The 13,374-nt window shown below is 72.5% G+C and carries 12 protein-coding genes; 6 read left to right on the forward strand and 6 right to left on the reverse strand.

Features of this window, described 5'->3' with window-relative positions; all coding sequences use genetic code 11:
* From FNH04_RS28605 to FNH04_RS28625, 5 genes are all read right to left on the reverse strand, one after another.
* The coding region (locus FNH04_RS28605; RefSeq protein ID WP_152788672.1) for a DUF5947 family protein at window positions 1-623 on the reverse strand (623 nt) is incomplete at its 3' end.
* A complete protein-coding gene (locus FNH04_RS28610; protein WP_152788673.1) occupies window positions 620-1,153 on the reverse strand; it encodes a nitrogen fixation protein NifU in 534 nt (177 codons plus the stop codon). The genes FNH04_RS28610 and FNH04_RS28605, both read right to left, overlap by 4 nt.
* Before the next feature lie 11 nt (window positions 1,154-1,164).
* Window positions 1,165-2,955: a nickel-dependent hydrogenase large subunit gene (locus tag FNH04_RS28615; RefSeq protein ID WP_322724103.1), complete on the reverse strand. Its 1,791-nt coding sequence runs from the start codon at window positions 2,953-2,955 to the stop codon at window positions 1,165-1,167.
* A 45-nt stretch (window positions 2,956-3,000) separates the two neighbouring features.
* Window positions 3,001-4,056 carry an NADH-quinone oxidoreductase subunit B family protein gene (locus tag FNH04_RS28620; protein WP_152788674.1) on the reverse strand — a complete coding sequence of 352 codons (1,056 nt, stop codon included), beginning with the start codon at window positions 4,054-4,056 and terminating at the stop codon, window positions 3,001-3,003.
* A 52-nt stretch (window positions 4,057-4,108) separates the two neighbouring features.
* Window positions 4,109-5,863 (reverse strand): enoyl-CoA hydratase-related protein, encoded by a 1,755-nt coding sequence (locus FNH04_RS28625; protein WP_152788675.1) that lies wholly within the window; start codon window positions 5,861-5,863, stop codon window positions 4,109-4,111.
* Window positions 5,864-6,010: 147 nt separating this feature from the next.
* On the opposite strand from FNH04_RS28625, the gene hypA reads away from it, so the two are divergent.
* The 6 genes from hypA to hypE all read left to right on the forward strand — a co-directional run bounded on the left by hypA (window position 6,011) and on the right by hypE (window position 11,989).
* Window positions 6,011-6,364 carry a hydrogenase maturation nickel metallochaperone HypA gene (gene hypA / locus FNH04_RS28630; RefSeq protein WP_152788676.1) on the forward strand — a complete coding sequence of 118 codons (354 nt, stop codon included), beginning with the start codon at window positions 6,011-6,013 and terminating at the stop codon, window positions 6,362-6,364.
* The gene (hypB, locus tag FNH04_RS46740) at window positions 6,364-7,155 is read left to right on the forward strand and encodes a hydrogenase nickel incorporation protein HypB (RefSeq protein ID WP_194236845.1); all 792 of its coding nucleotides are present in this window, start codon (window positions 6,364-6,366) and stop codon (window positions 7,153-7,155) included. The genes hypA and hypB overlap by 1 nt, the downstream gene beginning before the upstream one ends.
* Window positions 7,152-9,509, forward strand: a complete 2,358-nt coding sequence (hypF, locus tag FNH04_RS28635) for a carbamoyltransferase HypF (protein WP_322724107.1) — start codon at window positions 7,152-7,154, stop codon at window positions 9,507-9,509. Before hypB ends, hypF begins: the two co-directional genes overlap by 4 nt.
* Window positions 9,509-9,820, forward strand: coding sequence for a HypC/HybG/HupF family hydrogenase formation chaperone (locus tag FNH04_RS28640; protein ID WP_152788677.1), 312 nt, complete (start codon window positions 9,509-9,511; stop codon window positions 9,818-9,820). Before hypF ends, FNH04_RS28640 begins: the two co-directional genes overlap by 1 nt.
* On the forward strand, window positions 9,817-10,920 hold the full coding sequence (gene hypD / locus FNH04_RS28645; protein ID WP_152788678.1) for a hydrogenase formation protein HypD: 1,104 nt from the start codon (window positions 9,817-9,819) through the stop codon (window positions 10,918-10,920). Before FNH04_RS28640 ends, hypD begins: the two co-directional genes overlap by 4 nt.
* 79 nt (window positions 10,921-10,999) lie before the next feature.
* Window positions 11,000-11,989, forward strand: a complete 990-nt coding sequence (gene hypE, locus FNH04_RS28650; RefSeq protein WP_152788682.1) for a hydrogenase expression/formation protein HypE — start codon at window positions 11,000-11,002, stop codon at window positions 11,987-11,989.
* Between the two features lie 51 nt (window positions 11,990-12,040).
* Here the strand turns inward: hypE and FNH04_RS28655 are convergent, their stop codons facing one another.
* Window positions 12,041-13,288, reverse strand: a complete 1,248-nt coding sequence (locus FNH04_RS28655; protein ID WP_152788679.1) for a DUF418 domain-containing protein — start codon at window positions 13,286-13,288, stop codon at window positions 12,041-12,043.
* Window positions 13,289-13,374 lie beyond the last annotated feature (86 nt).

Consider the following 13,374-nt stretch of genomic DNA (forward strand, 5'->3'; position numbering starts at 1 on the left):
GGTCCGGTCAGTTCGTGGAAGAAGTCATCGACCCGCTGCCACACCTCGGGGCCGCCGTCCAGCCCCTTCCAGTGTGCGCGGACGACGGCGACCAGGCGGTAGCAGTCGTCGAGCGGGACGAGCCAGTGCTCGCTCGCCCCGCGGGCCCGGTGCACCAGCAGGGCCCGTACGTCGGTGACGGACTCCGGCAGGTCGGCATGGCACTTCTCGACCTCCTGCCAGCTGTCCGGGGGGACGACGGCACGCAGGGCGCCCAGGGGGCTCGGGTACGCCGCGATGATCTCCCCGGTCTCGCCCGAACGGGTGAAGAAGGCGAGGGAGACGGGGACTCCGAGGCCCGCCCACAGGGCATCGTCGACTCGGCAGCCGTCCAGGCGTCGGCGTTCCTGCGGCAGGAGCCGGTAGCCGCCGGCCGAGGCCGTCCCGTGGTCGAACAGCACGGCGCAGGCGCGGCAGGCGCAGGAGACGGCGCCGGTGGCGGACTGGAGCACATGGCGGTGGGGGTGCCCGGTCGGCAGCGGCTCGGCGCACAGGTCGCACCGCTGCTCCTGGTCGCCCCGGTTGCCGGCCCGGGCCGCCTGCCGGGCCACTCGCCGGAGCCCGGTCATCCGCGGCCCGCTCATCCGCAGGCACCTCCCGCGACGGGCGTACGGTCGCGGAACAGCGCGTCGACGGGGATCAGCGTCCCGCCCGCCGCGCCGCCGTTCTCCACCCGTACGTCCTCGATCTCCGGTGCCCGCGCGGCCACGGCGTCCCGTACCGCCTGCTCGGCCGCGGCCGATCCGCAGCCCCCGCCGCGGATCCGTACCCGGAGCGCCGTGCCGGACAGCTCCAGCACCTCCGGGGGCTCGGGCAGTGCGGCGAGGGCCTCCCGGACCCGGGTCTCCACCGGGTCCGGGTGCAGGTCGTGGACCAGCAGGAGATGCCCGACCAGTTCGTCGGCCGCCAGCCGGCCCAGCAGGTCGGGGTGTCCGGCCAGCCGGGCGGTGATCCGTCCCAGACACTCCCCGTACAGGCCGACGAGTGTCTCCACGGTCTGCGCGGCCCGGGCCGCGGCGAGGCCGTCCGGCAGGGCGTCCAGTCCGGACAGCCGCTCCTCGGCCAGCGCCACCTGGCCGCGGGCGTACGCGTCGTCCCAGGGTTCGAAGGGCATCTGCGGTCCGCCTAGCCGGCCAGGGCGCCGAAGGTCGGCGAGTGGGACTGGGTGAGGGTGCGGCCGCCGCCGAGGTACATGTGCACGCCGCACGGCAGGCAGGGGTCGAAGCTGCGGACGGTGCGCATGATGTCGATGCCCTTGAAGTTGTCCCGGTCGTTCTCCTCGAAGATCGGGCAGCCCTGTACGGCGTCCTCGTACGGACCGGGGGTGCCGTAGAAGTCGCGCGGGCTGGCGTTCCACGGGGTCGGCGGGTACGGGTGGTAGTTGGCGATCTTGCCGTCGCGGATGACCAGGTGGTGGCTGAGCACGCCGCGCACCGCCTCGTGGAAGCCGACGCCGATCGCGTCCTTGGGCACCTTGAAGTCCTGGAAGGTCTTGGTGACGCCGGAGCGGACCTCGTTCAGGGCCCGGTCGACGAAGTGGAAGGCCATGGCCGCCGCGTAGGCGACGAAGTACATACGGGCCCGGTTGCGCTCGATGGTGTTGGGGAACGGCGGGGGCGTCCACTCCAGCCGCCGCTCGGGCGACGACGGGGTCTTCGGCAGGTCGATCTGCACGCTGTGCCCGGTCGAGCGCACGTAGGGCGTGTTGACCTTTCCGGCGAGGGCGGTGGCCCAGAGGCGGGCGATGGGGCCGCCGCCGGTGTCCAGGGCGAGGAAGTCGTTGGTGCGCTTGTCGAACCAGCGGGGGCTCATCACCCAGCTGTAGTTGCCGCCGTTCAGGTCGCGCTTCTGCGGGGCGGGCAGGGTGGTCTGGTTCCAGGGGTGGCGCTTGTCGACCGGATTGCCCAGCGGGTCCTTGTCGACGAAGGTCTCCTCGCCCGTCCAGTCCTCGTAGTAGGAGCTGCCGAGCAGGATGCGCATCCCGAGGTTGATGTCCACCAGGTTCGTGGTGACGAGCTGGTTGTCGACCACGATGCCCGGGGTGACGAACATGCGGCTGCCCCACTCGTTCATCTTCTTGTAGTCGTAGTTGACGATCTCCGGGTCCTGGAAGGCGCCCCAGCAGCCCAGCAGGGTGCGGCGGCGGCCGACCTCCTCGTAGCCGGGCAGGGCCTCGTAGAAGAAGTCGAAGACGTCGTCGTTCATGGCGACGGCGCGCTTGACGAAGTCCAGACAGCGGGTGAGACGGACGAGGTAGTCGGTGAACAGCTGGGGTGTGGCGACCGTGCCGACACCGCCCGGGTAGAGCGTGGAGGGGTGCACGTGGCGCCCCTCCATGAGACAGATCATCTCGCGGGTGAGGCGGCTCATGACCAGCGCCTCTTTGTACGTCGCCCCTTCGAAGGGGTTGTACGAGCTCATGATGTCGCCGATGGTGCGGTGGCCGTGCTGGTCGCCGCGTGGCGCGGGGGTGCGCCGGGCCCGCTCCCACACGCCCGGGTTGGTCTCCTTGACCATGCGCTCGCAGTAGTCGACGAAGACCATGTTGTCCTGGAAGATCGTGTGATCGAACATGTACTCGGCGGCCTCGCCGAGGTTGATGATCCACTCGGCGAGCGGCGGCGGCTTCACCCCGTACGCCATGTTCTGCGCGTACACCGAGCAGGTGGCGTGGTTGTCCCCGCAGATACCGCAGATGCGGCTGGTGATGAAGTGGGCGTCGCGGGGGTCCTTGCCCTTCATGAAGACGCTGTAGCCGCGGAAGACCGAGGACGTGCTCCTGCACTCCACGACCTCACGGGTGTTGAAGTCGATCTTCGTGTAGATGCCCAGGTTGCCGACGATCCGGGTGATCGGGTCGAACGCGACGTCGGTGAGGGTGCGCTGCTCCGCGGGAGCGGCCTGGCTCGTCGTCACTGGACGGATTCCTTTCGCACAGGGGGAACGCGGTGGTTTCGGGGGTCACTTGCCGGGCCAGCGCGGCGCGAAGCCGGAGGTGAGCTCGGTGCGGTTGTGGCGCCACCTGGGCTCCGTGTTGACCGAGCGGTTGGTGATGGCGCGCAGCCTGCGCACCATCGGCCCGTAGGTGGACGCGACGAGACCGGAGGAGATGCTGGCGCCGGGCGGCTCGTCCATGAACGGCATGAACTTGTCGGGGAAGCCGGGCATGGTGCAGCCGATGCAGATGCCGCCGACGTTGGGGCAGCCGCCGAGGCCGTCCATCCAGCCGCGCTTGGTGACGTTGCAGTTGACCACCGGGCCCCAACAGCCGATCTTCACCTGGCACTTGGGCGAGTTGTAGTCCTTGGCGAAGTCACCCTGCTCGTAGTACGCGGCGCGGTCGCAGCCCTCGTGCACGGTCTTGCCGAACAGCCAGGTGGGGCGCAGCTGCTCGTCGAGCGGGAGGGGCGGAGCCGACCCGGCGGCCTGGTAGAGGAGCCAGGTCACGGTCTCCATGAAGTTGTCGGGCTGGACGGGGCAGCCGGGCACGTTGATGATCGGCATTCCGCCGGCCGAGCGGAAGTCACGGCCCAGGTAGTCGGCCAGGCCCATGCAGCCCGTGGGGTTGCCCGCCATGGCATGGATACCGCCGTACGTGGCACAGGTGCCGATCGCGACGACGGCGAAGGCGCCGGGGGCGAGCCGGTCGATCCAGGTATTGAAGGTGATGGGCTCGCCCGTACGGGGGTCGTTGCCCATCGAGGTCCAGTAACCGTCGCCGTTGATGCGCTCGTTGGGGATCGAGCCCTCCACGACGAGGACGTACGGGGCACCGAGTTCGCCGTTCGCGGCCTGGTGGAAGGCCCGGGTGAAGTCGTCACCGGTCTCGTAGGCGAGCACCTTGTTGTGCAGGACCACCTTCGGCAGTCCCGGAATGGCTCCGAGGACCACGTCCTCGAGACTGGGCAGCGAGGCCGCCGTGACCGAGATGGTGTCGCCGTCACAGCTCATGCCCTCGGAGGTCCACAGGATGTGAACCTCTTCCACGGCCGCGGGGGCCTGGGTGTCGGTGCTCATGGGATCCCTTCCTGGCGCGGCGTCCCCCGCAGCAGGCTGACATGCCGGTCAATCACTCACCATTCGGGCAATCCATTCGGAGGTGGTCGGGCTCGGTTCGGAGGTGACCGGGTTCGGTTCGGAGGTGGTCGGGCGTCTCGGCTCGGAGGTGGTCCGGTGTCGCGTGCGGCCGTCGTTTGCGTACGAAGGCGGAGCGCAGCGCGTGGTACGGAGCGGCCGGGTCGTCGAAGACGGCCCGCATGCGCCGCAGTTCGGCCGCGCGATGGGCGCTGAGGGGATGTACGGTCTCGTCGCGCTCCCGAGCGGCCTTCTTCACGCCCAGCCGGGCGGGAAGCCCCGCGGAACGGGCCAGCTGTGCGGCCATCCGGGCGACCTCCCCCTCGAACTCGCCCGGGGCGCACTCGACGACACGGTCCACCAGCCCGAGCGCCCGGGCGGCCGTGGCGGTGAGCGGCAACGCCTCCTCGGTGAGCCGCGCGGCGACCGCCGGGCCGACCCGGCGCGGCAGGGTGTAGGTCCAGTACTCCGAGCCGTACAAGCCCATCAGCCGGTAGTGCGGGTTGAGGACGGCACCGCCGCGGCACCACACCTCGTCCGCCGCGAGGGCCAGCATCGCGCCGCCCGCGGCCGCGTTGCCGGGCAGCGCCGCGACCACGAGCCGGTCGGTGGTGGTGAGGATCTCCTCCACCAGGTCGTCGATGGCCTCGATGTTGGCCAGTGACTCGGCGGCGGGGTCGGGGGCTGCCTCGATGACGTTCAGATGGATGCCGTTGGAGAAGAAGTCCCTTCTTCCGCCGAGCACGACGAGGTCGACCGGGCGGGTGCGGGCGTGCCGGTAGGCGGCGAGGAGGCGGCGGCACTGGTCGGTGTTCATGGCGCCGCCGGGGAAGCGGAAACGCAGGAAGCCCACGGTTCCTTGTTCCTCGTAGGTGATGTCCGCGTAGCTTCCGCCCGTCGGGTGTCGGCTGCCGGTCGTGGACGGTCGACCACGCCCCTCCGGGAGCGCCTGAGCCGCCGGGAGCTTGATCGTTGCCGGGCCGCCCGGTCTGCGGCGCGGGCGCAGCTCCGGGATCCATACCGCGCCGTCCACCGTCGCGCGGCAGATCGCGCCGTGCCGTGTGGCCAGGAACTCGCCCGGTGTGCCGGTGAGGTGGGGCTCGGGGTGGCCGCCGTGGAGGTACCACTCGCCGCCCAGGAAGGAGTCCAGCACGCCGGGCCGGGAGTCGGCGGCGCGGAGTTTGCGCAGGACGGTCGCGGTGGTGTCGTGCGCCCAGTCGATGCGGCGTTCCTCCTGACGCAGATACGGCTGCCAGGTGTGGGCGGACGGCATGACCGGGGCGTACGAGCCCGAGGCGAAGCGGTCGACGGCGAGCAGCACCGCACGCAGGGCGGCGTCGGCCAGTTCCCCCCGGTACAGGTCGCTCTTGCCGATGTCCGGGGGCACGGCGAAGTCCGCGGACGCCCAGACCGGTCCGGCGTCCATCTCGGCCACGGCCTGCAGGACGGTCACTCCCCACCGTTCGACGCCTTGCTGCACCGCCCGGTCGAGGGAGGACGGGCCCCGGTCGCCGGGCGGTCCCGGGTGGACGATCAGGCAGGGGTACGCCGACCAGATCTCTTCCGGGACGGCGGTCGTCAGCATGGGGGCGAGCACGAGTTCGGGGGCGTGGCGGCGGACCGTTGAGGTGAGCCGCTGGTCGTCGCCGAGCGCCAGCTCCACGGAGACCGTGTGCCGGAGGTCGCGCAGTTCCGCGAAGACCCGCTGGGTGAGGCTGTTGAACGCGCTGGCGAGAAGCAGAATCCGCATCACGCGGCGATGCTCCCCGGCCGTCGCCGCACGGCACCGGAGGCACGCCCCCGGGGCTGGTGCGTTTGGGCCGGCCGGGGGAAAACCCCACTCCGTCCGCTGGCGCGTGCCGGGCGGGGGCCCGGGCCGTGCCTAGCGTGGCGGACCATGCACGAGCTGTCGATCGCCGCCGCTGTCGTGGAGAGCGCCGAGGACGTCGCCCGCGAACACGGGGCGGACGCGGTGGCGGGTGTGACGCTGCGGATCGGGGAGCTGGCGGGTGTGGTCCCGGACGCGCTGCGCTTCTCGTTCTCGCTGGTCGCCGAAGGCACCGCACTGGACGGCGCGGAGCTGGTCATCGAAGAGGTACCGGCCCGTGCCCGCTGCGGCGGCTGCGACGCCCGCTTCGCGGTCGGCTCGCCACCGGCGCTGTGGTGCCCGCACTGCGACACCGCGGCGGCCGAGCTGCTGACCGGGCGGGAACTGGAACTGGCGGAGGTACGAATGGCAGGGAGCCCGTGATGTGCCGCAGCGTCGACGTACGGACGGCCGTGCTGGCCAAGAACGACGGTCTGGCGGCGGAACTCCGCGCCGAACTGGCCAGGCGGCGGGTGACCGCCGTCAATCTGCTCTCCAGCCCCGGCAGCGGCAAGACGGCGCTGCTGGAGCTGGTGCTGCGCCGTGCGCGCGAGCGCGGCCAGACCGTCGCCGCCCTCACCGCGGACCTGGCGACGGAGAACGACGCCCGCCGTCTGGCCCGCTCGGGAGCGCCGGTGAGGCAGGTGCTGACCGGCGGACTGTGCCACCTCGAGTCGGCGCAGGTACGCGCGCTGATCGACGACTGGCTGCCGGACCCGACGCGCCTGCTGTTCGTGGAGAACGTCGGGAACCTCGTCTGCCCCGCCTCCTACGACCTGGGCGAGACGCTGCGCGTGACGCTGATGTCGGTGACGGAGGGCGAGGACAAGCCGCTGAAGTACCCGACCGCGTTCGGCGCGGCCCATCTCGTGGTGCTGACGAAGACGGATATCGCCGATGCCGTCGGCTTCGACGACGCGGCCTTCACCACGGCCGTGGAGCGCGTCAATCCCGGAGTGGAGATCCTGCGCACCTCGGCCCGCACCGGCCAGGGTGTCGACACCCTGCTCGACCGCGTCCTCGCCGTCGCGGGCGGAGTGGCGCCGCACGCCCCGCTGCTGGCGGCGAAGCACCTGCGCGCGCACGGCCACGACCACGGCCCCGCTCAGGACCGTCACCACGAACACGACCACGACCACGGTCACGGGCGCGCGCCCCGGCCCACCACCGCGTGACCTCCGCGACGACGGCCCGCGGCTCGGCGGTACGGCGGCGGGTGACCGTGCGCGGGACCGTGCAGGGCGTGGGGTTCCGGCCCTTCGTGCACCGGCTGGCGGCGGAGCTGGGTCTCGCGGGCCATGTACGCAACGGCTCCGAGGGCGTGGTCGCCGAGGTGGAGGGCGCCCCGGAGTCGGTGGCGGAGTTCTGCCGGGCCCTGACCGAGAGGCCGCCACCCCTGGCGGACGTGCGGGAGGTGGCGTACGAGACCGTCCCCGCCCTCGGCGCGACCGGTTTCGCCATCGACGCGTCGAAGGACAGTGGCGCGGGCGGGACGCTCATTCCGCCGGACACCGCGACCTGCGAGGACTGTCTGCGGGAGCTGGCCGACCCGGCGGACCGCCGTCATCGGCACCCGTTCATCACGTGCACGCACTGCGGCCCCCGCTTCACCATCTCCACCGGTCTGCCCTACGACCGGGCGACGACCACGATGGCGGCGTTCCCCCTGTGCCCTCAGTGCGCCACCGAGTACGCGGACCCGGCCGACCGCCGCTTCCACGCCCAGCCGGTGGCGTGCCACGACTGCGGGCCCGTGCTGCGGCTCACCGTTCCCGGCGGCCGTCCGTACCAGGGCGGGCAGGCTCTCGCGGAGGCACGGCGGCTGCTGGCGCGGGGAGCCGTGCTGGCCGTCAAGGGGCTGGGCGGCTACCACCTGGCGTGCGACGCCGGCGACGAACGGGCGGTCACCGCCCTGCGCGAGCGCAAGGAGCGCGGCGGCAAACCGTTCGCCGTCATGTGCGCCGACCTCGCGGTGGCCGAGCGGCTGGCCCGGGTGAGCCCCGAGGAGGCGGCGCTGCTGACGGGCCGCCGGCGGCCGATCGTGCTGCTGCGCCGTGAGGCGGGGACCCCCGGGTTGGCGGAGGAGGTGTGTCCGGGGAGCCCGGATGTCGGGGTGATGCTCCCGTACACCCCGCTGCACCGGCTGCTGTTCGGGCTGCCGGGCGATCCTCCGGGCCCTGACGTCCTGGTGATGACGAGCGGCAACCGTTCCGGGGAGCCGATCGTCACCGACGACGCCGAGGCGCTGGAGCGGCTCACCGGGATCGCCGACGCCTGGCTGTGGCACGACCGGGTCATCGAGGCGCCCTGCGACGACTCCGTGGTGCGCGTCCGCGCGGACGGGGGCGGCGAGGTCGTCCTGCGCCGGTCGCGCGGCCATGTCCCGGAGCCGGTCCCGCTGCCCGTACCCGTCGTCCCGGCCCTCGCCGTGGGCGGTGACCTCAAGAACGCCCTGTGCCTCGGGGCGGAGGGCAGCGCCTGGTTCTCGCCGCACATCGGCGACATGGGCGACCTGGCCACCGTACGGGCCTTCGAGCGGGCCGTGGGGCGGCTGCGCGCGCTGACCGGGATCGACCACGTGCTGCTGGCGGCCGACCGGCACCCCGGGTACCACTCGGCCCGCTGGGCGCGGCGCGCCGCGGCAGCCGGCGGTCTCCCGGTGTGCCCGGTGCAGCATCACCACGCCCATATCGCGTCCGTGATGGCCGAGCACGGCGTCGACGGCGGTACGCGCGTCATCGGCGTCGCCTTCGACGGCACGGGATACGGCGACGACGGGGCGGTCTGGGGCGGCGAGGTACTGATCGCCGGCTACGACGGCTACCGCCGCTTCGCCCGGCTGCCGTACGCGCACCTGCCCGGCGGTGACGCGGGCGTGGCCAACCCGTGCCGTATGGCGCTGGCCCGGCTGCGTGCGGCGGGGCTGCCCTGGGATCCGGACCTGCCCTGTGTCGCCGCCTGCGCGCCCGACGAACTGCGTCTGCTTCAACGGCAGCTGGAGCGCGGCACGGCCTGTGTGGCGACGTCCTCCATGGGCCGGCTCTTCGACGCGGTCTCCTCCCTGACCGGGATCTGCCACCGGGCCCGCTACGAGGCGCAGGCCGCGATCGAGCTGGAGGCGTCCGCGGTTCTCGCCTGGCCGGAGCGGACCGGGGCGTATGCCTTCGCCGGTGGCCTGGATCCCGGACCGGTACTGGCCGCGGTCGTGGCCGACCTGCGGAGCGGCGTACCGGTGCCGGTGATCGCCGCCCGCTTCCACCGCGCGGTCGCGGCGGCCGTGGCGGCGGTCTGCCGGTCCGCCCGCCGGGAGACGGGTGTGGTGGTGGCCGCGCTGTCGGGCGGGGTGTTCGCCAACACGCTGCTCGACGCCGAATGCGCCGCGCTGCTGGCGGCGGACGGCTTCACGGTGCTCCGCCACCGGCGGGTGCCCCCGGGCGACGGCGGTCTCGCACTCGGCCAGCTGGTCGTGGCGGCGCACGGGGATCGACGGCATCGACGGCAACGACGGCAACGACAAGGAGGACGCTGATGTGCCTGGCAGTGCCCGGCCGTGTGGTCGGGATCGAGGACCGGGACGGCACGCGCATGGCGCGGGTCGACTTCGGAGGCGTGGTCAAGGACGTGTGCCTGGCCTACGTCCCGGACGCCGAGGTGGGCGAGTACGTCATCGTCCACGTCGGTTTCGCGCTCCAGCGGCTGGACGAGGAGTCGGCCCGCGCCTCACTGGAGCTGTTCGAGCAACTCGGCCTGCTGGAGGAGGAGTTCGGCGACGCGTGGGCGCGCGCCGAGGTGGAGGGGGCGGTCCCTGAACAGGCCACGGAGCAGGAGGGCGTGCGATGAGGTACATCGAGGAGTTCCACGACCCCGAGCTGGCCCGTCGGCTGCTGGACGAGATCCGCGCCACCGTCACGCGCCCCTGGGCGATGATGGAGGTCTGCGGCGGGCAGACCCACTCGATCATCCGCCACGGAATCGACCAACTCCTGCCGGAGGAGGTCGAGTTGATCCACGGGCCCGGCTGCCCGGTGTGTGTGACACCGCTGGAGATGATCGACAAGGCGCTGGCGATCGCGTCCCGCCGCAATGTCGTCTTCTGTTCCTTCGGCGACATGCTGCGCGTGCCCGGCACCGACCGTGACCTGTTCCGCGTCAAGGGCGAGGGCGGCGACGTCCGGGTGGTGTACTCGCCGCTCGACGCCCTGGAGATCGCCCGGCGCGAACCGGACAAGGAGGTCGTGTTCTTCGGGATCGGCTTCGAGACCACGGCCCCGGCCAACGCGATGACCGTCCACGAGGCCCGCCGCCTGGGCATCGGGAACTTCAGCCTGCTGGTCTCGCACGTGCGCGTGCCGCCCGCCGTCGAGGCGATCATGCGTGCTCCCGAGTGCCGGGTGCAGGCCTTCCTGGCGGCCGGCCACGTGTGCAGCGTGATGGGCACCGCGGAATACCCGGAGCTGGCCGAGCGCCACCGGGTGCCGATCGTGGTGACCGGCTTCGAACCGCTGGACATCCTGGAGGGCGTGCGCCGTACGGTCCGTCAGCTGGAGCGCGGGGAGCACCGGGTGGAGAACGCCTACCCGCGCGCGGTGCGCGAGGCGGGCAACCCGGCGGCGCTCCGCATGATCGAGGAGGTCTTCGAGGTCACCGACCGGGCCTGGCGCGGCATCGGCACCATCCCGGACAGCGGCTGGCGGCTGTCCGACGCGTTCCGCGCGTACGACGCCGAGTACCGCTTCGACGTCGGCGACGTACGGACCGCCGAGTCCGCCGACTGCCGCAGCGGTGAGGTGCTCCAGGGACTGATCAAGCCCCACGAGTGCCCGTCCTTCGGCACGGCCTGCACCCCGCGCACTCCGCTGGGCGCCACGATGGTCTCCAGCGAGGGTGCCTGTGCGGCGTACTACCTGTACCGGCGGCTGGAGGTGGCCCCCGTTGGCTGACACGGACGCGACCGGGACGACCGTCGATCCCGCGAACTGGTCCTGCCCCGTGCCCCTGCGCGACCACCCGGTGATCGTGATGGGCCACGGTGGCGGCGGGGCGCTCTCCGGCGAGCTGACGGAGCATCTCTTCGCCGCCGCGTACGGAAACGAGACCCTTGCGGCGCTCACCGACTCCGCGGCCGTCGAACTGGGCGGCGCCCGGCTGGCGTTCTCCACTGACTCCTATGTCGTACGGCCGCTGTTCTTCCCCGGTGGCAGCATCGGCGACCTGGCGGTCAACGGCACGGTCAACGACCTGGCAATGAGCGGCGCGCGGGCGGCGTACCTGTCGACGGCCTTCATCCTGGAGGAGGGCGTCGGACTGGACGTGGTGGGCCGGGTCGCCCGGGCCGTGGGGGCGGCCGCCTGCGCCGCCGGGGTGACGGTGGCGACCGGTGACACCAAGGTCGTCGAGGCGGGCCACGGTGACGGGGTGTACGTCAACACGTCCGGTATCGGGCTGATCCCGCAGGGCGTCGACATCCGTCCGCAGCGGGCGGCGCCGGGTGACGTGGTGATCGTCAGCGGGCCGGTCGGGGCGCACGGAGTGGCGGTGCTGAGCGTGCGCGAGGGGCTGGAGTTCGGCTCCGACGTGGTCAGTGACACCGCGCCGCTGGGCGGACTGGTGGCCGCGATGCTGGAGGTCACGAAGGACGTGCACGTGCTGCGGGATCCGACGCGGGGCGGGCTCGCCACCTCGCTGTGCGAGATCGCCGCCGCCTCCGGTACCGGTGTCGTCCTCACCGAGAGCGCCGTGCCCGTGCCGGACTCGGTGGCCGCCGCCTGCGGCTTCCTAGGGCTCGACCCGCTGTACGTGGCCAACGAGGGGCGCCTGGTGGCCTTCGTACCGCCCGAGCACGCCGACGCCGTCCTCGCGGCGATGCGCGCCCACCCGCAGGGCGCCGGTGCCGCCGTCATCGGCACCTGTGTGGCCGAGCACCCCGGCATGGTCGTCGCCCGGACCGGCCTCGGGGGCACCCGGGTCGTGGACCTGCCGCTGGGCGAGCAACTGCCGCGCATCTGCTGACCTGCGACACCACTGCCCGGCCCGCGTTCTCCCGGCGGGCCGGGCGGTTCCTCAGCGGACCAGTTCTGCGGGCCTGGTGGCCTTGCCGAGCAGCCACTCCAGGGGTCCGCGGCGGAAGCGGCGGGACCAGAGCGTCGCGAACACGGTCACGGCCACGAGGAAGCCGAGCAGCACGTGCGGCGGGGAACCGGGGAGTTCCTCGATACCGAGGAGCTGGATGCCGGCGACGTGGAGGACGTACGCGGTCAGGGACATCGAACCGACGGCGATGACCGGGCGGACGAGGCGGTGAAAGCGTGGGAGGGCGTCGACGGCGGCGAGGCATGCGGCCAGGACCGCGATCGCCACACCGGTGTTGGCGACGATCGAGAGCGTGGTCTCGCTGTGCGGAGAGGCCACCAGAAGCGCCGCCGGGGTGCTGCCGTCGGGGTAGCCCCAGGTGTCGGACCACCAGGCCGACGCGGCCGATCCGCCTTCGCCCCAGCCGGACGCGCTGATCGCCGGCAGGGCGCCGGGGACCAGGTGCAGGGCCAGCCAGGAGCCGCCGTACCCGAGCGCGGCCAGCGCGACGCCCGTGATCGCCAGACGCAGGCGTACGGCGGTGGCGGCCAGGTCGAGGCGGGCCACGGCCATGCCGGCGATGACGAAGGGGATCCAGGTGAGGGCGGGGTAGCTGCCGGTGAACAGCAGCGAGACGATGCCGTCGGCGTCCGCGGGCCAGGTCCAGATGCCGCCCGGGTCGCTCTCACCGGCGTTCAGGGCGTCCTGGATGACGTACAGGGCCTGCGGCAGGAGCAGTGCGCCGGCCGCGGCGATGACGGCCAACGGGCGGGCGCCGAGCCGGTACAGCGGGAGGACGAGCAGGAAGTAGAGGCCGTAGAAGGCGAGGATCACCTCGACCGGTGTTCCGGTCAGGGTGAGCGCGGTGCCCACGACCAGCAGGACGAGCGCCCGGATCACCACCTTGGCGACCGCCTGACGGCCCGCCCGGCCCGTCTTGGGGGCCCGGCGTCCGGTGATCAGGATGATCGAGAAACCGGCCAGGAAGGCGAAGAGCGCGGAAGCCCGGCCGTGCGCCAGCTCCATGAGGAAGCCGGTCGTTCCGCCTTCGGAGGGGTCGGGGCCGACATGGGCCGCGTACATGCCGAAGACGGCGAGCCCGCGGGCGAGGTCCACACCGATCAGGCGGGCCGTCGAGGATCGTCCGCCCCGCGGAGCCTCGTCCCGCACGTTCCGGCCGGCTTCGGGTGGAGTGGTCGTGGGCACCGCGAGGGTTGTGTCGTCTGCGTTCTGGGTCATGTTTCGAGGCTGGTGAGCGGCCCGGGCGCGGAGTATCCGGCGAGTGTCCGGTCCGGCCCCGCCGTCCGGCGGGTACGGACCCCGCC

The sequence above is a fragment of the Streptomyces phyllanthi genome (assembly GCF_009377205.1).
GTDB classification, from domain to species: domain Bacteria; phylum Actinomycetota; class Actinomycetes; order Streptomycetales; family Streptomycetaceae; genus Streptomyces; species Streptomyces phyllanthi.